At 36.5% G+C, this 25,678-nt stretch carries 20 protein-coding genes, 1 rRNA gene and 2 riboswitches; of the genes, 4 read left to right on the top strand and 17 right to left on the bottom strand.

Features of this window, described 5'->3' with window-relative positions:
- The 9 genes from QQZ16_RS09115 to QQZ16_RS09075 form a co-directional block, all read right to left on the bottom strand.
- Positions 1–64, bottom strand: a 16S ribosomal RNA gene (locus tag QQZ16_RS09115); the annotation flags it as partial.
- Positions 65–649: 585 nt separating this feature from the next.
- Complete coding sequence (gene ptsG / locus QQZ16_RS09110; protein ID WP_048718080.1) at positions 650–2,719, bottom strand: glucose-specific PTS transporter subunit IIBC; 2,070 nt, start codon at positions 2,717–2,719, stop codon at positions 650–652.
- A 187-nt stretch (positions 2,720–2,906) separates the two neighbouring features.
- A complete protein-coding gene (glcT, locus tag QQZ16_RS09105) occupies positions 2,907–3,749 on the bottom strand; it encodes a glucose PTS transporter transcription antiterminator GlcT (RefSeq protein ID WP_031539103.1) in 843 nt (280 codons plus the stop codon).
- A 205-nt stretch (positions 3,750–3,954) separates the two neighbouring features.
- Positions 3,955–5,283, bottom strand: coding sequence for an NCS2 family permease (locus QQZ16_RS09100; protein WP_031539104.1), 1,329 nt, complete (start codon positions 5,281–5,283; stop codon positions 3,955–3,957).
- A 144-nt stretch (positions 5,284–5,427) separates the two neighbouring features.
- Positions 5,428–5,530: riboswitch (purine riboswitch) on the bottom strand.
- A gap of 135 nt (positions 5,531–5,665) precedes the next feature.
- Positions 5,666–7,216 (bottom strand): glutamine-hydrolyzing GMP synthase, encoded by a 1,551-nt coding sequence (gene guaA, locus QQZ16_RS09095; protein ID WP_048718082.1) that lies wholly within the window; start codon positions 7,214–7,216, stop codon positions 5,666–5,668.
- 181 nt (positions 7,217–7,397) lie between these two features.
- A riboswitch (purine riboswitch) is annotated at positions 7,398–7,499 on the bottom strand.
- Between the two features lie 29 nt (positions 7,500–7,528).
- The gene (locus QQZ16_RS09090; protein WP_284561306.1) at positions 7,529–9,766 is read right to left on the bottom strand and encodes a DUF4129 domain-containing transglutaminase family protein; all 2,238 of its coding nucleotides are present in this window, start codon (positions 9,764–9,766) and stop codon (positions 7,529–7,531) included.
- Positions 9,767–10,972 (bottom strand): DUF58 domain-containing protein, encoded by a 1,206-nt coding sequence (locus QQZ16_RS09085; protein ID WP_048718086.1) that lies wholly within the window; start codon positions 10,970–10,972, stop codon positions 9,767–9,769.
- Complete coding sequence (locus QQZ16_RS09080) at positions 10,972–11,925, bottom strand: AAA family ATPase (protein WP_235251861.1); 954 nt, start codon at positions 11,923–11,925, stop codon at positions 10,972–10,974. Before QQZ16_RS09080 ends, QQZ16_RS09085 begins: the two co-directional genes overlap by 1 nt.
- Before the next feature lie 270 nt (positions 11,926–12,195).
- Entirely contained in the window at positions 12,196–13,590 is a 1,395-nt protein-coding gene (locus tag QQZ16_RS09075; protein WP_048718088.1) for a TerD family protein, read from the bottom strand.
- A gap of 340 nt (positions 13,591–13,930) precedes the next feature.
- Here QQZ16_RS09075 and QQZ16_RS09070 point away from each other — a divergent pair, with 340 nt between their 5' ends.
- A complete protein-coding gene (locus QQZ16_RS09070; protein ID WP_155986777.1) occupies positions 13,931–14,107 on the top strand; it encodes a hypothetical protein in 177 nt (58 codons plus the stop codon).
- A 185-nt stretch (positions 14,108–14,292) separates the two neighbouring features.
- On the opposite strand, the gene QQZ16_RS09065 is transcribed toward QQZ16_RS09070, so the two are convergent.
- Positions 14,293–14,871 (bottom strand): hypothetical protein, encoded by a 579-nt coding sequence (locus tag QQZ16_RS09065; RefSeq protein ID WP_284561305.1) that lies wholly within the window; start codon positions 14,869–14,871, stop codon positions 14,293–14,295.
- 407 nt (positions 14,872–15,278) lie between these two features.
- Here QQZ16_RS09065 and QQZ16_RS09060 point away from each other — a divergent pair, with 407 nt between their 5' ends.
- Both QQZ16_RS09060 and QQZ16_RS09055 read left to right on the top strand, forming a co-directional pair.
- Entirely contained in the window at positions 15,279–15,614 is a 336-nt protein-coding gene (locus QQZ16_RS09060) for a PadR family transcriptional regulator (protein WP_202908300.1), read from the top strand.
- Entirely contained in the window at positions 15,615–16,160 is a 546-nt protein-coding gene (locus QQZ16_RS09055; RefSeq protein WP_031539119.1) for a DUF2812 domain-containing protein, read from the top strand.
- Positions 16,161–16,328: 168 nt separating this feature from the next.
- On the opposite strand, the gene QQZ16_RS09050 is transcribed toward QQZ16_RS09055, so the two are convergent.
- The 6 genes from QQZ16_RS09050 to QQZ16_RS09025 all read right to left on the bottom strand — a co-directional run bounded on the left by QQZ16_RS09050 (position 16,329) and on the right by QQZ16_RS09025 (position 22,564).
- On the bottom strand, positions 16,329–16,979 hold the full coding sequence (locus QQZ16_RS09050) for an SDR family oxidoreductase (RefSeq protein WP_284561304.1): 651 nt from the start codon (positions 16,977–16,979) through the stop codon (positions 16,329–16,331).
- 127 nt (positions 16,980–17,106) lie between these two features.
- Positions 17,107–18,798, bottom strand: coding sequence for a M28 family peptidase (locus QQZ16_RS09045; RefSeq protein WP_031539121.1), 1,692 nt, complete (start codon positions 18,796–18,798; stop codon positions 17,107–17,109).
- Between the two features lie 15 nt (positions 18,799–18,813).
- Positions 18,814–20,247, bottom strand: a complete 1,434-nt coding sequence (locus tag QQZ16_RS09040) for a YfcC family protein (protein WP_231512586.1) — start codon at positions 20,245–20,247, stop codon at positions 18,814–18,816.
- A 31-nt stretch (positions 20,248–20,278) separates the two neighbouring features.
- Entirely contained in the window at positions 20,279–21,478 is a 1,200-nt protein-coding gene (locus tag QQZ16_RS09035; protein ID WP_048718094.1) for a M20 family metallopeptidase, read from the bottom strand.
- A gap of 198 nt (positions 21,479–21,676) precedes the next feature.
- Positions 21,677–22,219, bottom strand: coding sequence for a substrate-binding domain-containing protein (locus tag QQZ16_RS09030; protein ID WP_051641001.1), 543 nt, complete (start codon positions 22,217–22,219; stop codon positions 21,677–21,679).
- Between the two features lie 6 nt (positions 22,220–22,225).
- On the bottom strand, positions 22,226–22,564 hold the full coding sequence (locus QQZ16_RS09025; protein WP_051641002.1) for a LysR family transcriptional regulator: 339 nt from the start codon (positions 22,562–22,564) through the stop codon (positions 22,226–22,228).
- A gap of 240 nt (positions 22,565–22,804) precedes the next feature.
- Between QQZ16_RS09025 and QQZ16_RS09020 the strand changes: the two genes are divergently transcribed.
- Positions 22,805–23,989, top strand: a complete 1,185-nt coding sequence (locus QQZ16_RS09020; protein WP_048718098.1) for a DUF4317 domain-containing protein — start codon at positions 22,805–22,807, stop codon at positions 23,987–23,989.
- A gap of 401 nt (positions 23,990–24,390) precedes the next feature.
- On the opposite strand, the gene QQZ16_RS09015 is transcribed toward QQZ16_RS09020, so the two are convergent.
- Positions 24,391–25,647 (bottom strand): MDR family MFS transporter, encoded by a 1,257-nt coding sequence (locus QQZ16_RS09015; protein ID WP_284561303.1) that lies wholly within the window; start codon positions 25,645–25,647, stop codon positions 24,391–24,393.
- Positions 25,648–25,678: the final 31 nt, after the last annotated feature.

Genomic DNA, 25,678 nt, shown 5'->3' with positions numbered 1-25,678 from the left:
CGACTTGCATGTATTAGGCACGCCGCCAGCGTTCGTCCTGAGCCAGGATCAAACTCTCCAATAAAGAGTTGATTAGCTCATTGCTAAACTCTAGCTTTTTTGTTACTTGTTGTCATTCTATAACATTTGTTATAAAACGATTATTGTTGACGTTTGTTTGTTCAGTTTTCAAAGAGCAATTTGTTTGTTGCTATCAGAAGCAACTTTTATATCATACCAACCTTTGATGAGTAAGTCAATTACTTTTTCAAAATAATTTTCTTTCTTGCTATCAATCAAAGTAATCAATAGCTTTCATAAGGCTGTTTTTATAAAATAACATCTGTTTACATTTTCGTCAACAAAAAACGATAAAATTATATCTTTTTAAATTAACATTGTTAATATAGCTATTCCCTCTATATCTATCATCTATCCAAATTATTATTTCAATAAAGTGAAACTTCCATCAGTTGGTGCTTTTTCCCCCATACTGAAGTTTAAGAGTAGGATAAAATTAAGTATTACTTAACAAGTTATTACAATCCTTTAAACTCCAAGTAACCTTACTTCTCATTATTCCGTTTAACAATCGCTTTTTTCCCACAATCCCCCCCCTTATATATAGAAAAAACCCGATCAAAAGACCGAGTTTCTTCTATATATATAATTACTTAGTAATCTTTACTACATCTTCTTCTTTTAGTTCCACATTACCAAGTTTATTAATTTGTACAGATTCACCCTCAGCTAAATTTGTAAATACAACAGGCGTAATAGTTGAAGTTGCATTTTCTTTAATATAGTCAAGGTTTACTTTCAATAGAGGTTGTCCTTGTTTCACTTGATCATTTTCCGAAACAAGTGTTTCAAAACCTTCCCCTTTTAACTTAACAGTATCAATACCAAAGTGAATAAGAATTTCTCGACCATTATCAGCCAAGATTCCAAGGGCATGTTTTGTTGGGAATAAGTTAACAATTTTCCCGTCAACAGGTGAAACAACTGTACCTTCTGAAGGAATAATCGCAAAACCGTCTCCCATCATTTTCCCCGCAAAAACTGCGTCAGGTACATCTGTTATAGCTACTAGCTCCCCTTTGATAGGAGCAACGAAAGAATCTTCACCAGTTACATTACCTTGTAATGCACTTGGGTTTACATCTTCAATTTGCTCTTTCACTTCTTTATCCATAGATGGTTGAGCAGTTGGGCGTGGTCTTTTCCCACTCATAATATCTCTCATTTGGCCTTTAATCGTTTCAGAACGAGGACCAAATATTGCTTGAATATTATTTCCAACTTCCAGTACTCCTGCTGCACCTAGTTTTTTCAGACGATCTTTATCAACAGATTTAATATCATTAACTGATACACGAAGACGCGTAATACATGCATCTAAATGCGCAATATTTTCTTGTCCACCCATCGCTTCTAATACATCATACGGAAGATCACTAGTTGTACCTTTAGCACTGCTTTCTGTTTCATCTGATTCATCTTCTCTACCTGGTGTTTTCAGGTTGAATTTTCGAATTGCAAAACGGAAACCGAAATAGTAGATTACAGCAAATACTAAACCAACAGGGATAATAATCCATGCATTTGTTTGTGGGTTAATAAGACCGAATAATACATAGTCGATTAAACCACCAGAGAATGTCATACCTACTTTTACATTTAATAAATGCATTGTCATAAATGATAAACCTGCAAAAACAGCATGAATACCGAACAATATTGGAGCTACGAATAAGAATGAGAATTCTAATGGCTCTGTAATACCTGTTAAGAAAGAAGTTAATGCTGCTGAAGCCATCAACCCACCAACAATCGCCTTTTTCTCAGGACGAGCCTCATGGTAAATAGCAAGAGCCGCAGCAGGTAATCCAAACATCATGAACGGGAATTTACCAGTCATAAATGTACCTGCAGTTAAGTTTTGAACACCATCTTTAATTTGGTTCATAAAGATAGCTTGGTCCCCTTTAACAATTGTTCCAGCATTCGTTGTATAACTACCAAACTCGAACCAGAAAGGAGAATAGAATATATGATGTAAACCAAATGGAATTAACGATCTTTCAATTAACCCGAAAATAAACGCAGATATTGTTAAATTAGCACCCAACATATTTTCAGAGAATACATTTAGACCATGTTGAATCGGCGGCCAAATAACAATCATAATTAAACCTAAAATAACAGCACATGCAGCTGTCACAATCGGAACAAAGCGTTTACCTGCAAAGAAACCTAAATAAGAAGGTAACTCAATTTCAAAGAAGCGATTATACATCGCGGCGGCGATAATACCGACAATGATACCACCGAACACACCCGTTTGAAGAGTAGGAATTCCTAAAACAGCTGCATATTCAGTACTTCCAACTAATGCATCAGCATCAATCCCTAAAACTGTTCCCATAGTAACGTTCATAATAAGGAATCCAATAATAGCAGCTAGACCTGCTACACCTTCACCGCCAGCTAAACCAACAGCAACCCCAACAGCAAATAGTAAGGAAAGGTTACCAAAGATGATATTTCCTGCATCCTCCATAACGGACGCAACCATTTCCACTCCACTATTATTCAAAAATGGAGCAATATCAAGAAGCGTTGGATTTTGCAACGCATTACCAAATGCAAGCAAGATACCAGCAGCTGGAAGAATAGCAACTGGTAACATAAGTGCTTTACCAACTTTTTGTAAAACACCAAACAACTTTTTAAACATTTTGTTGACCTCCTAAAGCAATTTTTCGGCTCAAAAAAGCGTTCTCAAACAAGAGTAAAAAACAAAAAAGGCATGAGCGTAGATAGATTGAAATAAACGCTAAGGTTAGGTTACCCTAAAACATTTAAATCAATCATCTTTTTCACTCATGCCTGATCGTATCAGTAACACGTTTATAAGATAATAACTATTTAATTTTTTTCTGAAGTCTTTGTAGATGCATCGTCAGATAAACTGCTTCTGCTTCAAAGACTGGCTTTTTCAATGCTTGTTGCATCACTTTTATGAGCTTCCATGCAAGATTATAGCACAGTGGATACTCACTCTTCAATAGCAAAATTATATTTTCTGGTTCTTCTACTTTTTCTCCTGAATTAACCCGTTCTATCGTAAAACGCAAATGTCTAACAAGACGCATATAGTCGATGCTATCTTTATCAATTTTTGTATCTAGTTGTTCCTCTATGAGATTCACAAGATGTGTAACTAATTGTGAATGCTGATTGACCTCTGATAAACTTTTGTTCATCATTGCACTATGAATATGCAATGCGATGAAACCGATTTCACCTACTGGTAATTGAAGCCCTGTTTGTTCTCCGATTAATTTCACAACCTCTTCAGCGATTGCATACTCAAACGGGTACAATGCCTTTGTTTCAATCAGAAATGGATTATTCAATACTAGCCCGTTTGTAACACGAGAGGCAGCAAACATAATATGATCCGTTAACGCTATATGGATATGCTCGTTAAGCTTTGTATTTGTCTTATTTTTAATTAACTCTATTGATGAAATAATTACATCCAACAACTCATTATCCACTTGTGGAAGAAGCTTCAAGTAATTGCTTTGTTCCTTTTCATCTTTTAGGACAAACAACTTTTCTACAACATTAACATCAATATAATCTCCACTTTTCTGATTAAAGCCTATTCCTTTCCCTATAAGCACTACTTCCCCATAGGATGGATGGTCTCCAATGAGCACATTATTATTCAGCGCTTTCTTTATTAGTAAATTAGGCATACTTATTTCCCCACTTCGACAGACTTCTCGGTACCTCAATGTTATTAAAGTCTTTATAGGAAGTCAACGAAAAAATGAGAAAAAGGACATCCAAAATGGACATCCCTTTTCTTCTTAGCAAAAAGACTTTTTCTCGCAACCCCAAAATAATACAATATAATATCGTTAACCCTTTATCACAATGAGTTATGAATCATCTTCCCTTCTATTGTAAGAAGATAAAGTACAATGCGAAGATGACAAAGAATATATACATAATTGGATTAATATCTTTAATACGACCTTTAACAATCATAACAATCGGGTAGAAGATAAACCCAACAGCTATACCTGTTGCAATACTATAAGTCAAAGGCATCGCAACGATAGTAAGGAATGCTGGAACGGCCACTTCAAACTTAGCCCACTCAATTTTCCCAAGGGATGAAACCATCAAAATACCAACCACAACTAAAGCTGGTGTTGTAACAGCTGATGTTACTACTTCCAACAGTGGGAAGAAGAATAAGGATAACAAGAAGAACCCTGCTGTAACAACTGCAGCAAATCCAGTACGAGCTCCAGCAGCAACACCTGCTGATGACTCAATATAAGAAGTCGTTGTAGATGTACCGAAAATAGAACCTACCATGGATGCAATAGAATCGGCAAATAACGCTTTTCCTGCTCTCGGTAATTTATTTTCTTTCATTAATCCAGCTTGGTTTGCAACTGCTACTAATGTACCAGCGTTATCAAAGAAATCAACAAACAAGAAAGTTAAAACAACAACTAACATACTTTGTGTATAAAATCCAGGATCCCCAAGCGCGGAGAACAATGATCCAAAAGTTGGCTCAATACTAGGAACGGTAGAAACCACTTTAGAAGGCGTATCAATTACTCCAAAAATCATTCCTACTACTGCTGTGATGATCATTCCGTAGAATACTCCACCGTGTATTCCTCTAACCATTAAAATAATCGTAACGAAAATACCAAAAATGGCTAGTAATGTACTTGGCTTGGTTAAATCACCAATATGAACAAGTGTCGCAGCGTTACCAACAATAATTTCGGAATTCTGCAATCCAATAAATGTTATAAATAATCCAATACCTGCGCCGACCGCAAGCTTTAATTCAACTGGTATCGCATTAATTAGTTTTTCACGAAGACCAGAAAGTGTTAGTAGTAAGAAAAATACACTTGAAATAAATACAGCTGCTAAAGCATATTGCCACGGATGTCCTTGTGTTAAAACAACGGTATATGCAAAGTATGCATTTAATCCTAAACCTGGAGCTAACGCAATTGGATAATTAGCAAATATCCCCATAATTAGAGATCCTACTGCTGCAGCAAGTGCTGTCGCCACAAACACCGCTCCATAATCCATTCTTAATGCATCCGGAAGATCAGCTACATCTCCTAATGTTAATGTAAATGGGTTTACTGCTAAAATATAAGCCATCGCAAGGAATGTAGTGAAACCACCTAAAAACTCTCTGCGGTAATTTGTGCCTAGTTCTTCAAATTTGAAAAACTTCTTCATTGATCTTTCCCCTCTCATAAATGCTTTAATAATCGACTAAAACAAAAAAACACTCCTACGATTAAAGGAGCGTTGACTAGGGTTTGTGAATACGAATAGGGAAACTTTCTCTTAAAATAAATATATAAATGAGTTCTCATTATTCCCTATTTACACTTACCTCGTAGTCAAGCTATTTACGGTAGCTCGGTAGAAACTTTTGGGCCGTATTCCCCAATATTATACGAGTAAAAAATATCTATCTCAGTTGTAAATCTAGTTTAACAGTTTAAAGAAAGCTCGTCAATACAAAAAGCGAACAATCGATAATAAAAATATACGATCGTTCGCTTTTTCTATAGAACTTATCTTTATAAAAGGAAAAGCTACTATTTTTTTCCTTTTACTCCCACTCAATCGTAGCAGGTGGCTTACTCGTAATGTCATACACTACGCGGTTAATATGGGCTACTTCATTAACGATTCTTGTAGAAATCACTTCTAGTACATCCCAAGGAAGTCTTGCCCAGTCAGAGGTCATTCCATCTATTGAAGTAACTGCGCGAATTCCGATAGTATAATCATAAGTACGCGCATCCCCCATTACCCCAACACTTCGGATATCAGGAAGAACTGTAAAGTATTGCCATACATCACGTTCTAAGCCCGCCTTTTTAATTTCTTCGCGTAAAATTGCGTCGGATTCACGCACAATTTCTAATTTTTCTTCTGAAATAGCACCTAATACCCGAATCCCTAAACCAGGACCTGGGAATGGTTGTCTCCATACGATATCATCAGCTATTCCTAATTCAGAACCTAGAGCACGTACTTCATCTTTAAATAGCGTATTTAAAGGTTCAATTAATTGGAATTGCATATCTTCAGGAAGCCCGCCAACATTATGATGGGACTTAATTGTTTGCGCAGTAGCTGTTCCACTCTCAATAATATCAGTGTAAAGAGTACCTTGTGCTAAGAAATCAATACCTTCTAGTTTAGCTGCTTCATCATCAAACACATAGATGAACTCATTTCCGATAATCTTACGTTTTTTCTCCGGATCACTTACGCCTTCTAGCTTAGACATAAAACGCTCTTTTGCATCAACTTTAATTACATTCATATTGAAGCCTTCTGTGAAAGTCTTCATAACCCCTTCCGCTTCCCCTTTACGAAGAAGTCCATGGTCTACAAAGATACATGTTAATTGGTCACCAATTGCTTTATGAATCAAAACAGCAACAACAGAAGAATCTACACCGCCACTAAGAGCACATAAAACTTTTTTGTCGCCAACTGTCTGACGAATTTTTTCCATTTCAATTTCAATGAAGTTTTCCATAGACCAGTCACCTTTGCATCCACAAACCCCAAACACAAAGTTTTTTAACAATTCGTTTCCATATACAGAATGACGAACCTCTGGATGGAATTGAACTGCATATAATCCTTTTTCTCCATTACTCATTGAAGCGATAGGACAAGAAGCACTTGTTGCATCAATTGTAAATCCAGCAGGAGCTTCTACAACTAAATCACCATGACTCATCCAAACGATTTGTTCTGTTGGAAGGTCAGCAAATAATTTCGAGTTATTTTCAATATTAATCGCTGCTTTTCCATATTCACGATGCTTTGCTTTTTCCACTTTTCCTGCAAAATGCTGCGTCATCAATTGCATACCATAACAAATACCAAAGATAGGAAGCCCTAAATCAAATATTTTCTCATCAACACCAAATGCATTTTCATCGTAAACACTGTTAGGGCCACCTGAGAAAATTATTCCTGAAGGGTTTAATTCCTTAATCTCTTCAGCAGTAATGGTATGTGGATGCAACTCACTGTATACTCCAAATTCTCTTATTCTTCTTGTAATCAATTGATTGTATTGACTACCAAAGTCTAGAACAACAATCATTTCCTGACCTTCTATATGCGCTTTCCCCATTCCTATTCACCCCAATTAATCTATTTGAATTTCTCTTATTACTATTGCCAAACACCTTCATCATTCATGCCTCTTATCTCCATTTCACCATCTTTTTTTAAGAAAAAAAGACTAGAATCGGCCTCAAATAAAAACGAAGGCAGAATTCTAGTCTTTTGGATTCCATGAAGAAGCTAAATTGGAAAGACTTATCTGCCTTCATAGTCAGATCATTTAAGGCGACCCGGTAGAGACTCTCGAACCATATCATCGAGGATATATGAAGGAATTATATATAGATGAGAATATTGTAACAACATGTCGAATCGATGGTCAAGCTGTTGTTTTTTTAATTAAATTTTCCCATAATTCCCTCAAATCTTCCCAGCTGCCTTTTTGCAATTGACCTTTATACAGATATTCCTCATATTTAGCAGTCAACAAGCTCATTTCATCACTTGAATAGATGTGATCAATTTGCTTCGCATACTCTCTTAAGGTAACTTCTTCCTTTTTCTTAAGGCCTGCTATTTCTAATAAATGCAACAATACGATATACGCTTTTGGAAAGTTATTTTCGCCAGTTGCATGTTTGAATTTCCAAATATAATAATAAGGCAACCATTTATATCGAAATTTATAAATAGCAACTCCTAACAACCCGATTAAAGCTAGTACAAAAGCAACCCATTGCCAATTTCCTTTGACTACAGCTGGATAATTACTCCACCCCTCCGTAGTTTGGGATGTTGGTTCTAACGTTTGTTCTTGCTCTTCCGGTTTGTTTTCAGGAGTTTCTTGCTGTTGTTCTTGTGCATCTGGTGTTTCGGATTCTGTATTATTAGAATTTGATTGATTTTCTATATCATTCATATACGTATTCGCATTGGAGAATCCTTGTGTTGGTTCAAAGGAAACCCAACCAACCTCTGGAAAATACACCTCTACCCAAGAATGGGCATTATTATTTGTTACTTCATAACGACGAATTTCACCATCTGTCTCTACAAAATCCCCTTCTGTAAAGCCCTTAACCCATCGAGAGGGAATGCCAATAGAACGCAGCAAGGTAACCATAGAAGTAGAATAGTTATCACAATACCCTAGTTTTGTTTCAAATAAGAATTGATCTACATAATCCTCCTCCCCATTCGGAATGGCAACATTACTTTGACTATAAACAAATCCATTAGAGGAGAAATAGGTTTCTATCGATCTTACTTTCGCAAACACATTTTCATCATTTTTCGTTATATCAACAGCAAGATCCTTCACTCTTTGCGGCAATGAATCTGGAAGTTGAAGATAACGATTCGCAATAGCTGGATTATCCATCACAAAGGCTTCCATGTCCGCCGTTGTTAATGCATCTAAGCTGTATTCCGGTATATCATATGTTACGGAATAACTTTCAACATAGCCATTAAATACCCCGCGCTCATTCCCACTTTCAATTTCCATATAAGAATTCGCAGCAGTCATTTCTTTTACTCCTAACGGATATAGGAAGTATGAAAAACCATTTGTAAATTGAACCGTGCTTTGCGATTCTGTCCGCTTCACATTTTCTCCATCAACAAAAGAAAGAAACGGAATCTCTCCACCGTGATCTAATACTTCAAAGTTATCTCGGCTCAATTGCAAAGATTCCTCTGACTGCACCCAGCCTTTTCCTGTATACGTATCTTTTGTTTCTACTTTCCAATAATGGGGCTCTTCCACTTCTGCGACAAAAACCATGGAGGAATCACCAATAAAGTCCCCTCCTAATCTAGAATCATCTACACTATATCCAACCCGATGAACACCATCTTCTCCGGTGCTGCCTCCTTCGTTCTCTCCACCTTTATTCCCCATCGTTTGAATAAAAGGAACTGGATCTGGCCAAATAGGATCTGCCTTTGGTAATAAGTAGCCAATTCCAGCACTCCCTATTACAAATACGAGCAACGGGATCATCCATTTTATAGTTGAACGATGGTTATTCTCAGAGCCTTCTTTGTCATTTAATCGAAAGAATGTTAACATCCCCATTACTGTAAAACCAATGATTACCGTCCGAATAATAGCACTAGTAGCACTATATATTGTAAAGGTATCTAATACTGTAATATAGATAATCGTCAACAAAAAGAAAGTAAAAATCTTTCTTCGTTTAATTAGCCAGTAATCGATTAGGTAGGCCATTAGCCATAGTAAAATAAAGCAGAGACAGCTTTTAAACATATTGGTCATTTCCGACCAATTTGTATCAAACACTAATACTAGATTATCAATAAATTCAGTAACAAAAGGCTGGATCCATTGGAAGGTTAAAAAGGACTCCTCAAAATATAAAGATTGAAGAACAAAGATAATATAAACAGTCTTTAATGTTCCGCTTAACAAGCTTGGTGCTCTAAAAAAGGCTAGTAATAAAGAAAGCGCAAGAAATAGATTAAATACAATCACATTCTCTGTATTCGTCAACGCTTCCAGCGGTCTAAGCCATTCCCAAATTAATAAAAATCCTAAGATATACAATAGAAAATTGGATATTGTGATGTGCTTTTTGCTAAAAGATGAACTCATTTAAGCCATCACCTCCAAAAAAGCCTCTTTATATCTTCCTTCAGAAACATGGATAACGCGAATCCCTCTTTTTACAGCAAAAGCACTTAATGTTTTTTCCCCACTAGATAAGCCTTCATTTTTACCTGTAATGACAAACACCGCTATATTATACCTTTTGCTAGAAAGCCAGCCTGCTTTATCTACTAGCTCTTTCGTTAACATGGATGTAATCAGCATAACTGTAGCTTGTTGCTGCAACTGACTGCTTTCATTATCCAAAACCTCTGCAAGTGTTATCTCCTTTGTAGTCCGAATCTTTGCTAAATGATAGAGTAATAGTTGTTGTTGACTTTCTCCTCCTCTTATTGGAAAAATTGTTCGATCTGTATCAACTGATAAAAGCCCTACCTGAGCACCTTTTTTTAAAATGGCACGAATTACTGAAGCCGTAAAAGAAACTACTCCTTCAAATCTCTTATTCTCTTCGCAATCCACAACAATCATAATGTCATGGGTCTGCTTTTGTTCAAACTCTTTTGTCATCATATTATTCCGCCTTGCACTTGCCTTCCAGTTAATCCATGAGAAGCGGTCACCAGGCTGATACTCTCTTATTCCAACTGCCATTGTCGTATCTCTTTGCACTCGTTCCTTCGAAGAAGTCATCCCTTGTTCAAAATGATTTTCCAAAGGCTTGTAAACCATCTCTTCAAAAGGAGGATAGACAAGTATCCGATCAACTTGAATATAAACTTTCTCCTTTTCAACAAGACCTAAAGGATCTCCTATTTGCAGGAAAATCTGATCAAATACATGCTCTCCTCTCGACAACTCTTTTACCGTATATTTATAAGTAAGAGTACGTCTGAACCCAGGCATTAACAGCTTCTTTCCCATTATCTTTTCCCCTACAGTCGAGCTAAACGAATCTTCCACCATGACATAGAAAATAGGGAAGAATGTCTTTCTTTTTAATTCAATTTCTACATGCATTTCTTCTTTTGCACTGTACTCATATTTTTGAATTTTTCGTTTTACCTGCCAGTCTCTAATTGGGTAACCAGCAATCAGTAGTCCATATAAAGCAAAAGGTAAAAAACTATAGAATAAAAACCAGCTAACAAATCCTCCTTGGAACATAGCATAAGAAAAAACCATCGCTATTAATAAAAATAATAAAATTAGTTTCCAAATCCGATTTAATTTTTGCAAAAGTCTTTTCATTACTTCACTAACCTTTGCACCGGTACAGAGACTTCCCCAACAATTCGATTGATAATTTCCTCTGGCGATATTCCATCAAATTTTGTCTCTGATTTTAAAATAATTCGATGGGCAAATACAGCTTTCACTAAAAATTGAACATCATCAGGAATAACATAATTTCTTCCTTGAATAAAGGCATAGCTTTGTGATGCTCTCATTAATGCAATCGAACCTCTAGGGCTGACTCCTAAATAAATTCCCGCATGTTCTCTTGTTGCAGTAGCAAGCTCCACTATATATTTCTTTATTGTGTCATCCACATACACCTGTCTAACTTCATATTGAAGAGTAAGCAGTTCATCCAAGGTCACAACTGACTCTAACTTTTCAATAGGAGCAGCTACTTGGACTCTAGTTAACACTTCCATTTCTTCTGCCACGGTTGGATATCCCATCTGCATTTTTAATAAAAATCGATCTAGCTGAGCTTCAGGGAGAGGGTATGTTCCTTCATATTCAATTGGATTCTGGGTTGCCATAACAAAGAACGGCTTTTGTAAATGATGGGTAATTCCATCAATTGTTACACTACTCTCTTCCATCGCCTCCAAAAGGGCTGACTGTGTTTTGGGCGATGTTCGATTAATTTCATCTGCAAGAATGATATTTCCCATGATCGGCCCTGGCACAAATTGAAATTCCAGCTCTTTCGGATTATAAATGGAGACTCCTGTTACATCAGATGGTAAAAGGTCTGGGGTGAATTGAATTCTACGGAAATTAGCACCAACTGATTTCGCCAAAGCTCTTACCATCATTGTTTTCCCGACTCCAGGGACATCTTCTAATAAAACATGACCTTGGGCAAGTAATGCAATTAAACTAAGTTCTGCTACGTCTCTTTTCCCAATCATTACTTTTTCGATATTACCGATTATTCTGTCAATTACTAAACTATGATTTCCTGCCATCCTTCTCCTCCTGTTGTATTTCTATTAAAATGCACCTATACTCACCCGAGCAATGGGAGTTACTGATTTGACGGAATACAATAAAGAAAAACTTCCATCAGTAGAGAATTTCATCCCCTCCACTGATGATATGTTAAACCATTCCGACATTACGAAAAAGTAATCTCCCGCCTATCTTTCTTGTATACATATTTGCAAGAGATTTCTTTTAGACATTCTCTCCCAAACTATTCTATTAAAACTGGTCTTCTATTCTATTATGTCCTATTCTTAAGATAAAAATTCCTGTGGATTCAATCCTAATTCTCGGCATATTTCTGTCACTACTTGTTTTTCTCTGTGATCAAAATGACCGTCTGCATAGCCAATAGCAATGCAATACCGTGCTACTAGTCTTGCAACCTCTGGCTTTGATCGCACTTTCCCTAACGCTCGAAAACACTCTGTCTGACCAATAATTTGATCGTATTCTATTTTGCGAACAAAGTGATTAAATTGCTGAACGACTCTATTTGTATCAAAAACACGCAATTCTTCACTTTGATGGATAAACTCCATCATTTTTCGTTCTTCTGAAGGATCTAATCTTCCATCTGCCATCCCTACTAATGCACATGCAGCCACAACAGCGTCTAAAACTTCCGGATTTTTATATCGCATGAAGAGGTCCTTTGCCCGTTGCTTCTGCTGTCTCCCCCATTCAGCATAATCTGTCTGAGATGGAGACCAATTATAACCACAACTATTGCAGCTAATTTTTAATTGGCCTTTTCCAATAAAGCCACCCAGTAGTCCAACTGGTCCTAAAATTAACCCGCCTATAGCCGCTTTTCCAATTCCAAATCCTTTTTCACCTGTACGGACATTCGTGCTATGGCACCTAATACACTGGAAATGGTCACTAGAATGATGATTATGCTGAGAAGCTTGTCCATACATTTGCGGATTATTTGAATAAGCCGAATGACCGGTTGGCTGGTATGCCTCTCTATTAGAAGTGGGATACGTTTGTGTTTCAAACGACTGGAAAGGAGGTCTATTTGGTTCTTGATAGCCTTGTTGAATAGATGGAACAGGTGCTGTTGGTTCATCATCAACAGTTACCCCAAAATTGCGGCATAATGCAGCTAAACCACCTTGAAAGCCACTGCCAACAGCATTAAACTTCCATTCTCCATTATGGCGATATAGCTCTGCTGCGACTATTGCCGTTTCAATTGTATAGTCTCTTCCAAGATTAAAACGAAGAAGTTCTACTTGCTCTTCCTCATTATATACTCTGACATAGGCATTAGATATTTGTCCAAAATTTTGTCCTTTTTCATAAGCATCATGGATGGTAATGGTAAAAGCAATACGTTGAATACTGGATGGTACTTGAGATAAATTCACTCTAATTTGTTCATCGTCCAATCTACCATGACCCGTCCGGTTATCTCCACTGTATATTACAGATCCATTAGGACCAGATGGATTATTGTAAAAAATAAAATCATTATCGCTCCATACTTTATGATTTTCTCCCAACAAAAAAGCAGAAGCATCTAAATCATAGTTGGCACCCTGTTGATTGATATCCCAGCCTAAACCAATTACAACATTGCTTAATCCAGGATGAGCTTTTGTTAAATCTACCTTTTGACCTTTGCTTAGCATGACCCCCACAAAGAATCTCTCCTTTTACATTCATATTCTTCCAACCATGTATTACCTATTATTTTACAGCATTATCTAGGCATTTGTACGGATATTCATTTACATTTGTATTACAACTATACCTATTACGATACAGCACATCAAAAAGTTTCTAGTTTTCACCATTTTCTCTTTCCATTCCTTTCTATATTCACCTATTCCTCTAGCAAGCTGTAATGTTTTTTTGGTGATTGTCATAAAAAAGATAAAGAAGACATCTTTGTAATAGATTTGGTAGGTTCGTAACGGTTATTTAACCAAATATTACTGACCACTATTGTAGAATGGATAAGTAAAGGAGTTGTTACTTTTGTTATTTGGTTCACTTATATGCAAAATACGAAAATATCATAAATATAATTATTATTACAGTGGGATATGCATCACTTGTGGAGATGTAAGAAAAGAGTATGAGAGAAAACAAGAAGATACAGAAACGGAACATGTAGAGGAGAAAGATTCTACAGATCAATCAATTAACCAGTAATCATTTATTATATAAAAGTTTTCCAACTACTTCATTATAATTATAAGGAGTCTAAAAACTTATTTGAGGGAAAAGAAGAGGCCGTTTAGATAGGCTTCTTCTTTTCTTTTGGAAAAAATAGTAAAGGGAAAGTTCCCGAAGAAATAGTGGCTGAAACGTAGTTAATATGGAATAGAATTCATGATTCATAACATTTCCTTATATATTTCTAGTCCTTGATGATGATGCTCATTCGTTTCTATAGGCAACTCATCATTTTTCAGCATATAAGAAAATCCTGTTAAAAGGATGAGTCCAAGACTTAAGGTAGCTGAAACGATTAAAAGATTGGAAGTGAATCTTCTTTTACTAGATTGATACTTCTTCACAATATGATAGATAACGAAACTACTTAGCAGAAAAATAGCATCTACCATAATTATTATTAAGACCGCATCTCCTTCTTTCAGCATAACTCCTAACATTGCTCCCATTAAAGCCCCTATAAAACTGGCTGCCCCTGCTTCTATCATTGCAACTATTGTGCTTTTAATAAAAAGGAAAAGAATGAAAGAGAAACTTACAATGATGGAAAGAATTGTAGCCATTCCTAATTCATTAGGCATAATGGTACCAAATAAAACGCCGATGGCCACACTAGAAGACATACCATACAGCATAGGCAAGCATTTCGCTGTTATTTGATTTTCGGGTAGGTCTTGTATCTGTGAATAAATAAAGAAGCTAAAGCCAATAAGGATGAGTGCACTAAGAATCCAAAGCATATACTGCCTCCTCTATTCAGTTATTGATTTCCTTAACCTAAGGAATTACACATTGTATACCATATGACAATAGGGAATGATATATAACTAGTTCCAATAGATATGTTGATTAGGATGGATGCATTTAGAAGTATCTACCAAATCCCCCTAACTTTGCTACTACACCAATAACCACGAACCCAATTGTTGCAAATCAGCTTTATTCCTGGTTATAAACTGAATATTTGTTTTGCAGAATGTGATAGCTGTGCTGCTGTACTACCCATTACAGCTTCATTGAAAATAATTCGTGTCATTTTTTAAATTTTCAGCTTTTTTCACATAGAATCTTACCTAAACTAGAGGTATAATTATATAAACTATATCGTCTCACGATATATCGCAAGAAGATATAATAAAAAAGGGAAGTGATTTCTATTTCAGGACATAACACGAACCATGCATTATCAGAATCAACTTACTATATTCTACTCTCTCTTCTTGCTCCTCAACATGGTTATGGAATAATGCAGGATGTAAAAAAAATGAGTAATGGCCGTTTAACACTAGCTCCCGGCACACTTTATGGTGCCCTTAAAGCTCTCTTAGATAAAGGATGGATTGAATTTACGAATAATGATGTCTTGGAGAAAAGGAAGAAAGTATATATCCTGACTAACGAAGGCTATCAAGTAGTTCAATCTGAAATCGTCAGACTAAAGGAGTTGTATCAAAATGGATTAATAAGAATGGGGGACAACTAAATGATTAAAAAAGTAAAAAGAAGTGTATTTAAAGATTTCTTTATCAATATTGAAAAAGAAGAGGCTTGGATAAACAATATGTGTAAACAAGGCTATGCCCTACAAGAAATTACTGATGGATACTATGTTTTCGAAACAAGTACACCAAGTAAATATATATACCGTATTGAATTTCTTAAACAAGATGTTTTTCAAAAAGAAAAGGATGACTATTTAGCACTAATGAAGGAGTTTAGCGTGGATCAAGTTGCATCTATTAAAAGATGGCATTACTTTAGAAGAGATGCTTCCTTAGGTGAATTTAAAATCTATTCTGATATTGATTCCCAAATTGAACATTACCAAAGAATTAATTTCATCTGGTATATCCTGGCTATTATCTTTATTTCTTCCGGGCTTTCTCAAGTCTTTCTCTTTAGAGACATCCATACTTTTGAAGTGATCCTAAATGCTGTTTTAGTTATAATAGGAATCTTCTTTCTTATTCTTGGATTTCCACTTACTAAAAAAATTTATGCATTAAAAAAGAGAAAAAAATTGTTTTAATGATTTTCTAAATCGCAAGGATTAGAGAGAGCGTCCATCCTGTTACAGCTTAGGTTTTCGATATATCAGCCAATACTGTTGGGGTTCCAGCCAATCTTCTATTTTATCAGCCAAACATACTAGGATATCAGCCAAACCAACCTGCATACCTAGACGCTTCTTCTCTAATTAATCTTTATAATCCCCCACTGCCTCCGCAATCGTCGTTTCACCAGAAACTATATCAAAAGCTTTATTAAACACGTTCGATTCCTGTAGTGAGGCAATTACCGTCTTTGCTACATCCTCTCGCGGAATCATCCCTCTTTCAAGATTCTCCCCAATCGTTACCTTTCCAGTTCCATCTTCATTCAAAAGGCCACCTGGACGAATAATCGTATACGTTAATCCGCTTTCCATGAGGATTCGATCTGCATAATGCTTTGCTACATAGTAGGGCTTAAGTTGTTCATTCCAGTTTTTTCGATTATGTGCTTGTAGTGCGCTAACCATTACAAATCGCTTGATTCCCATATTTTTTGATGCTTCGATCATTTTAACCGCACCATCAAGATCAATTAGCAACGTTTTATCATACCCGGTTTTCCCGCCTGAACCTGCAGTAAAAATGACTGCCTCACAGTCTCGAACAACACTCTCTAGCTGCTCAACCGTCTCCTCCAAATTGCCCATCACTGCCTCTACTCCGCTTTGTTCAAATGCTTTTAGCTGACCTTCTGTTCTGACTAATGCCCTAACAGAGTATACATGGCTCGCTTGTAATAACATTACTAACTGTTGGCCTATTTGCCCATTCGCTCCAACCACTAATACCTTCATTGTAAAAACTCCTTTCCGTTCCATCTTCTCCTACTATTATTTCATTTAAGAATATCTATTTCAAATAAGGCGCCTAACTAAAAAAGGCTTTCGCTCGACATAAGAACGAGCGAAAACCTTTATATATTTAATCAAAGTATCTTTCTATCTCCATTATTACTTCTTTTATCTCATTTACTATCCGATTTCGTTGTCTAATGAAAAAGGTACTGATAAACAGGAAATCTTCTTGTGTTGTATTGCTTCGATAGACGTCCTTCACTTTGGCTAAGCCAGGATAAGGCTGAAAAGGATACGTGTTATCATAATCATATCTACTGGAATAAGAGAACTTAAGTCTATTGAGTTTTCCACCAATCGATTTTAAAAGCTTATTATAGGAAGTTTTATCTGATTCTTCCTTTTCCAAAAGCTCTCCCGCCATTATCGAAACCCTTTCAAAGATTTGATGAATTTTAGTGAAATCGAAAGCTTCATCAGAATGATTGTCTAGATCTTTTATAATCTCCTTACTTTTTGCTAAAAAGCGAAGAAGGTTAATTGGCAAGATCGGTACATTCACCAAGTGATTCACTAGATCTATGTGCATCCCTGTATCTCTCTCCAATAAATCACAATCCACTTTATCAACGAGATCCTCTTCTGTATGCCACCACCAGTTCCCTCCTGGTGTTTGATACCTTTTTTCTTGATCGATTGGTTCATACTTTAGCATTAGATGGATAGGAATATTCGTTCCCCAAAAGGATTGATCCGCTCCCCGAGGCAAATAATCTGATCGAGATGGTTCCTTCTTTGTATAATCTCGAATAATATCGGTTAAAAGTTCTTCCTTTTCCATCGCTGTTGATCTTGGAACTACTTGAACATTTCCTTTCGTCCCTGGAAAATCAATATTAATATGTGCTACACACTTCTCATTGATTTCCTCCCAAAATTGATCACAATACCAGGCAGACCCTGCATATCTACCATTTGAATGTCCTGGCCACCAAGCTATTTTAATGCTTCGTTTACTTTTTTGAGTAGAAAATATCCGGGCCATCTCCAGCATCAAAGAATTGGCTGTTGCATTATCTGTTGCCCCTTTATGCCAGGAATCATAATGTCCTGATACCAAAATATACTCTTCAAGTTCCCCGCGAATAGTAGCAACTGGTAAACTAGTCTTTTTAACAGAATTTCTCACCTCTGTTTTCAATACGACTTCTACAGAATGCTCCTCTTTTATCCACTCAAGCAACTTGCTCCCATCTTCATGGTTTATGCCAACGACAGGAATTTTCGTCAGTTGGTCCACAGTTCCCATCGTAGGGGTACCCCAAATTGTTCCCACCGTTTCTTCATGAAGCGCCTTTTCCTTAGATGGCCATATATGAATAAGCCCTATTGCTCCTGCACTTTCTATTTTTTTCACATAATCCTCGTAATAGTTCCAGCTGATAATAATTTTGTCTTTCATCTTTTCATAACGCTCGACTGGTCCGCTTATCCCTGTTGAGTGTTCACTAAAGAAATCATATAGAAGATTTCCCTTTACCCCATTCGGAAGATTGGCACCAAATGATCTTGCTTTTGCGCGAATAGCCAGTTTCATAGGTGCTGTTACAAACACTGCCCCATGAATAGGATCACTAAAGTATCCATCGAATTGGTAACGATTATATGAAATATGATGCTGTTGCAAATTTCCCACTATATAATCTACCGCTCTTTCAGCTTCTTCCTCTCCTGTTAACCGTTCATATGCAGAAAGTTCCTTAACATGTTGATTTAAAAGTTCCTTATCCATTAATTCAATAAGCTGGGGGTTCATCATTACTCATCCTCTTCATCAATAGTGAATAATATCTGCGACGATGACAAAAACTCCGCCAATAACAAGCCATATCACCAATAATGGCCAGAAAAACTTTACCCATTCTTGATACTTTATTTTTGACACCGCTAAGCTTCCCATTAACATGGCAGAGGTAGGCAGGATACAATTAGATAACCCATCTCCTAGCTGATAGGCTAGAACAGCTGTTTGTCTAGTAACATCAATTAAATCAGCTAATGGAACCATAATCGGCATTGTTGTTGCAGCAAGTCCTGTTCCAGAAGTGATAAAGACATTCATAATCGTTTGAAAGAAGTACATGCCGAGAACCTGAATGTAACTTGGCAGATGGTCAACCATTATCGCTAATCCATTTACAACCGAATCAATAACATGTCCTTGCTCTAAAACAATAACGATTCCTTTTGCTAATCCGACAATAAAGGCACCAAAAGTGATATCTTTTGCCCCTGCCACAAATTCACTTGCAATTTTGCTAGGCCCATATTTAGATAGAAACCCTACTATAATACCTAACGCTAGAAAAAACGCAGCTAATTCTTGCATCCACCATCCCTTTTCTGAAACTCCCCAGATAAGGAAACCAAATCCTGCTAATATAGCAATGATTGTTAAATAGTGATTGACCTTCATGGATGATAATGAAGTCATATCGATATTTTTATGCCCTTCTTCTTTTTCAAGCTGGACAACAATACTTGATGATGGATTCTTTTTCACCTTTTTTGCATAACGTATAATATAAAAACTAGTAGCGATTAGCAGCACAACTAAAATAATCGCACGTAGCCACATTCCTGAAAACATTGGAATTTCAGCAATTGATTGGGCAATCCCAACATTAAAAGGATTTAGTAACCCTGCTGTAAAACCTGTCGCTGCACCTAACATAACCATGGCTGTCCCAGTTAACGCATCATATCCTAATGCTCTAGCAATCGCGATTCCAATAGGTACAAACGCCATTACCTCTGCTGACATCCCAATTGTAAAGCCACCGAATGAAAACAGGGTCAAGAAAATTGGAATAATAACTAGACCACGGTTCATAAAGGTTTTTCCAACTCTTCCAGCAACTGCTTCAATCGTTCCTGTAGAATTGATAATTTGGAAAACACCACCAACGATAAAGATAAAAAAGACTGTATCGCTTGCACTTACCAAACCTTGTACAACTGCTAGTGGCAGATTAAATAGACTAATAGGATTTTGTTCAACATGTTGGTAAGAATCCTGTACTACTACTGTATTTCCTGAGTTTGCATCTTCTACCCGTTCAAATTCTCCTGCCGGGAGTATGTAAGTAAGTACAGCTGCAAATAACACCATACATAAAATGATGACAAATGTATGTGGCATTCGAAGTTTCTTTCCCTTATTTGTTACTGGAGATGCCACATTGGACGCTAGCTTATTCGTTTTCAACCTATTCACCCTTTACTTTTTTATTCATCTATTATTTCACTTGCTGTTTGCTTCTTTTCCATTCCTCGAACTCACTGCGAATCGCTTTTAGGGATTGTTCGTTTGTGCATAGATCAAACGCTGTGAGCGCCAATGCTTTTGCAGCTTTATTTAGTCCTTTCATCCCTTCTTCTGAACCAGCAGCATCTACAAACTCTGGAGTGTGTGTATTGGCTGAATCCGTGATTTTAATATAAGGATGAATGGTTGCTGTCACTTGACCAACATTGCCAATATCAGAGGAACCGATTCCGCCTTTTTTAGGAGGATCACTTACTTCTTCATCCAAAAGCTCCAAATTGTCTTTGAATAAATGGGCAAGGGCATGATTATTGTTTCTTTCGGCATAGATAAGTCCCTCTTCAATCTCTAAAGCGGCCCCTACTGCCTCTGCAGAATATCGAGCAGCAGCATATACTTTTTCTCGAACTAATTCCAGCTGCTCTACGTTTTCCGCCCTTAGTAAAAATTCGGCTTCACAGTAAGCGGGCACTACATTTGTAGCCTCTCCACCTTTTGTGATAATCCCGTGAATTCTCACATCATCCTTAAAAAACTGACGCAAAGAGTTAACCGCAACAAATGTATGGATGACTGCATCCAATGCACTGATTCCTTGTTCAGGACTAGCAGCTGCATGGGCTGCCTTGCCATAATATTTAAATGTTGCATCTACACAAGCCAATCCTCCCCGCAAAACCATCGATTTCTTATGGGGATGACACATCATGGCAGCATCCACTTGATCAAAAACACCTTGTTCCACCATTATAATTTTTCCGCCACCTAGCTCTTCTGCCGGTGTTCCAAGAACAACGATTTTTCCTTTTAAATTTGGCATTGTCTCCTTTAGCGCTATTGCCGCACCTACAGCTGAGGTTCCGATAATATTGTGTCCACAGCCATGCCCTAATCCTGCCAACGCATCATATTCTGCAAGTAATGCAATCGTTGGACCACCAGGTGTCCCTTCCCAAGTCGCTCTAAATGACGTTTCTAATGTCGCAATCCCTTTTTCTATGACAAACCCCGCCTCTTCAAGTGGTTCTGTCAACCAGTTCATCGCTTGTTGTTCTTGAAAACTCACTTCTGGATTCTGATGAATCTTTAATGCTAATTCGCGTAATTGGTTATCCATCGCATCTACCTTATCGATAAGTGCTAGTTTTTCTCCGGCCTTCTCCAAATACATAAATATACAACCCCCGAAATATTCTGAACAATGATAATTATATTCACCATTGTAATACCCCTGTATAAATAAGTAAAATCAAGCTTTTTTTCGTTATTCATAAAATTTTTTTATGGATAACAGCTATTTTTGCATAAACAAAAATTTATAATTATACAAATATGACAAAAAAAAGAGAATCACATACTCATTCTCTTTCTACGAATTTTTCATATATCGAACAAACTCAGCTACTGTCGCGAGACTCATCGATTCTTCTCTATAATACATCCACGTTCTTCTTTTCATTTCCTGACCATTTTTAAAAATAAGCGGAGCATTATATAAATCGTCCGTCTGCTTTAAAAAAACACTAGGGATAATCGCATAACCAAGCCCTTTTTTCACCATTTCCTTACACGTTTCATAGCTATCCACTTGCATCGTTACTATTGGTGGTTCAATAAACCTTTGATTCCACCAATATTCAACGCTTTGCTCGAAAGGATTATATGGACTTGTCTTATACTTCAGAAGTACTTTAGGCTCTTTTCTATTAATCATCGGCATCTGAGGAAGCTTTTTTACATCAATCGGTTCGTTTGCAATAATACAGACATTCTCTTCGCTAAGTAGGTATTTCCCATCTGACCAGTTATAATCTCCTCTTACAATTGCCACATCAATTTGCCCATCTACTAGTAAATCCATCATTTCCGTACTAAATCCAGTATCTACATTCAATTCGACTTTCGGAAACATCTTTATTTAATCCTTTAAAATCGACGGCAAATTGTACAAACCAAAGTGACTATTCACACCAATTTTCAAACTTCCAATCAGTTCATTTTCCAAATTTAGCAGAAATTCTTTCGTCTTGCGCAAATCGCTAAGAATTCTTTTTGCATACTCTACTAAATGTTCGCCAGCTGGTGTCAGTCTTATATTTTTCCCATTTTTAGAGAGGATTTCAACCTGAAATTCCTTTTCAAGTTGGCGTATGCGATAGGTCAAGGCAGGCTGTGTCATAAACAGATGTTCCGCTGCTTTCGTTATATTTTGCTCCTTCTGTAAATAGAGGAGCAGCAAGCAATCCTTCTCATTCATTTCGTTTCCCCACCTGTTTCTTAGATTATCTCCTATTTAAGCATAGAGGAATAATATTGACTAGACCTCTTTCTCCTCATTAAAACAAACTTGTTTTCCCATAACTCTATTTTCTTTCTTATAATAGAGAAACTAAATATGATAAAATGGATGAATGACTAAAAATGAGTGCATACATTTAGCTAACTGCTTAATATAACATCCATCTTTTACTTATAGTAACTTAGGAGTGTACTTAGAATGAACAAAAAAGATATAGCAAACATTCGAAAACAATTCAAAATGAACAACGATCTACTTAGAATTACAGACATGTTTAATGTCTATGTCATGAAAGAATCGAGTGATATATTCCATTATCAAAGCCAACCATTCGGAATGCTTGACCAAGATCAACAAGAGTTATTTTTGCATAACTTTAAAAAATTACTTGCCGGCAATTTAGATGAAAAGCTCTTTGAATTAAAGTTTCAAAGGGATGCAGAGAATAATAGCCAGCTTATTTTACATAAAGGATTACTTAGCTCTGAAGTAGAAGATTGGAAAGACCAAATGCTGCAGATAGTGGAAAAGATGCTTAATAGCAGGCAATATGAAAAAGATATTGTCATTACATTCATTCGCGGAGAATATTTAAAGCCAAAGAAACGCCGCAATGCAGAGTCCGAAGAAAGTGAAAGAGATACGGTTTTCTCCCATCCTTTCATTTTATGCAGCATTAATAACACACAAGAGCCAAAAAAAGAATTGCTATTTGATTATGTAGAGAAAGAATTTAAATACAATATTGTTGTTGACCCCATTATTAATCTGAATGCACCCATGGGGGGATTTCTTTTCCCAAGCTTCACAGATAATGCGGCAGATGTTAATCATATTCTCTATGCTGCGGGCAAGATTCATGAGCCGGATTATCAATTTATCGAAGAAGTGCTCAACGGCGAAGAAATGATGACTGCTCAAGATGATAAAATCGTGTTTGAAGAAATAATTAAGGACGTAACTGGAGATCAGCTAAGCACCTCTACTCTTTCCAATGTTTACGAAGAAATTAACCGGATGATTGTAGAAAATGAAGAGGAAGAAGTTCCAAAATTAGATTCCAAAGACGTCGAACAAGTCTTAAAAATGAGTGGCGTGGAGGATATTAATCCAGAAAAAGTTGAATTTGCTTTCAAAAAGATCATTGATGATGATAAGTACGAGTTAAAAGCAAGTAATATCTTGCCAAAATTCACATCAAAGTCGATTAAAATCAGCACAAAAATTGCCAATATCGCAATAAGTCCACCAGACTTACGATATGTAAAACAAATCGAATTTAGCGGAAAAAGGTACTTGATGATCGAAGTCGAAGAAGACACCGTAATCGAAGGATTTACAATGATTCCCGAAGCTTTTGGCGGAAGTTCAGAAGAAGAATAAGATTCAAAGAGAGGTTGGGACAAAAGCATTTCAACCAACAACAAACACGAACTATAATGTAATTAATTTACAAAAAGTTCGTGTTTGTTTTTTAGAAAAAGGTTTAAAAACGAAGTGTAATGGAGCGGAAGACGCTCGACTCCTGCGGGAAATAGAGGAAAGACTGAGACCCCGCAGCGCATGCGAGGAGGCTCAGCTTCCTCCCCGCGGAAAGCGAGCATCTGTAGCGCAATGGAACGACTTAGTTTTTAAACTTAACTATATTAAAAAACATAGATAACCATCATGAGAAAGTAGCTTTATTTAAGAGCTAAATTAAAGATTGTTCGTCTTTAAAGACTAGTTATTTACTTATGTCCCAGCCTCAATATATCTTCCATACCAATTTTCAACTTACTGCTCTAGTCGCCACTAACACCTTTATTGACTAGGTTATTTACTTTTATGTTTTTCGCGAATAATCCTGTATAAATAAGAACAGTCCCCACCATCACAATAATGCCAATGTAGACAGACATCATCGTTGGAATTAAAAATGCCCCGATAATAATACTAGCTCTTGCAATTAAATCTGCTCCACTAAATGACAAGTTGGAAAAAGCAGAGTAAGATCCACGTTTATCGCTTGGAATCATATTCGCCTGCTCTGCATTTCGAATCGGCGAATAAATTAATTCGCCTATCGTTGCTATCAAATTAAATAAAACAAGCATATACCACGTATTTGACGAAGTAACAGTCGCATATCCAATTCCATATAGAATAAGACCTGTTATTAAAGCATTCTTTTTATTCATCTTATCTGTGAACCGATTGATAATAAAAGTAAAACAAACTACAAGCAGCATATTTTCTATATTTAATATACTTAGCATTCGTACCCCAACAATTTCAAAGCTTCCAATACGAACTGCTTCAAAAGTTTCAGCAAGGCGAATCCCAATATAACTATTTAATGAAAATTCTGCTGCAAAAATAAAGGTGGAGCCTGCAACCACTTTTACAAAGGCTACATCTTTAAACGCCACTTTATAATTGCTAATTAAGTCAACCAAGACATTCTTGTGCTTTTTGTGTAACTGATTTGTGAACTTGTCCTGCAGCCAAATCCCATAGGCAATTGGAATCATTGTAGATGTACAAGTCAGCATGATGAATAATTCTTTCTGATGATTTAAATATAAAAGTCCTCCAAGTGCTGCCCCAATAGTCATCGATAAATTCACTAGCCAGTAATCCAGTGTATAAACTGCCTTTCTATTTTCTGGTGTTGTGGAATCAATAATAATCGCATGCATTGCAGGTCTCCCTAGACTGCTTGTAATAATAAATCCAACATACGCCAAAGCAAACAAGACAATTACTTTATTGGTCGGAAATAGACTGATCGTCATGATTAAAAAGAAGAGTGCATTCAGCCAGGATGTTATCATTAAAACCTTTTTTCTGGGAAAGCGGTCAGAAATATATCCTCCAACTAAATTAATTATAAATCCGATAACCACAGTACTAATCAAAAATAAACCCGCCCAAATTTTGTTTAATTCCTGTGCAAAGAATAAAGCCATAAATGGCATAACAGCTGATGAAACCGCCCGATTAAAGAAAGAGGTAATCATCCTAACTTTGATATTTCTCGGTAATTCCTTCCATTTCATGTTGTCTCCCCCTTGTTATTACTGTATATTA

This window comes from Bacillus sp. T2.9-1, assembly GCF_950097965.1.
GTDB classification, from domain to species: Bacteria; Bacillota; Bacilli; order Bacillales; family Cytobacillaceae; genus Niallia; species Niallia hominis.
Note: the sequence above shows the minus strand (reverse complement) of the source record. Positions and strands in the feature narration are given on the sequence as shown.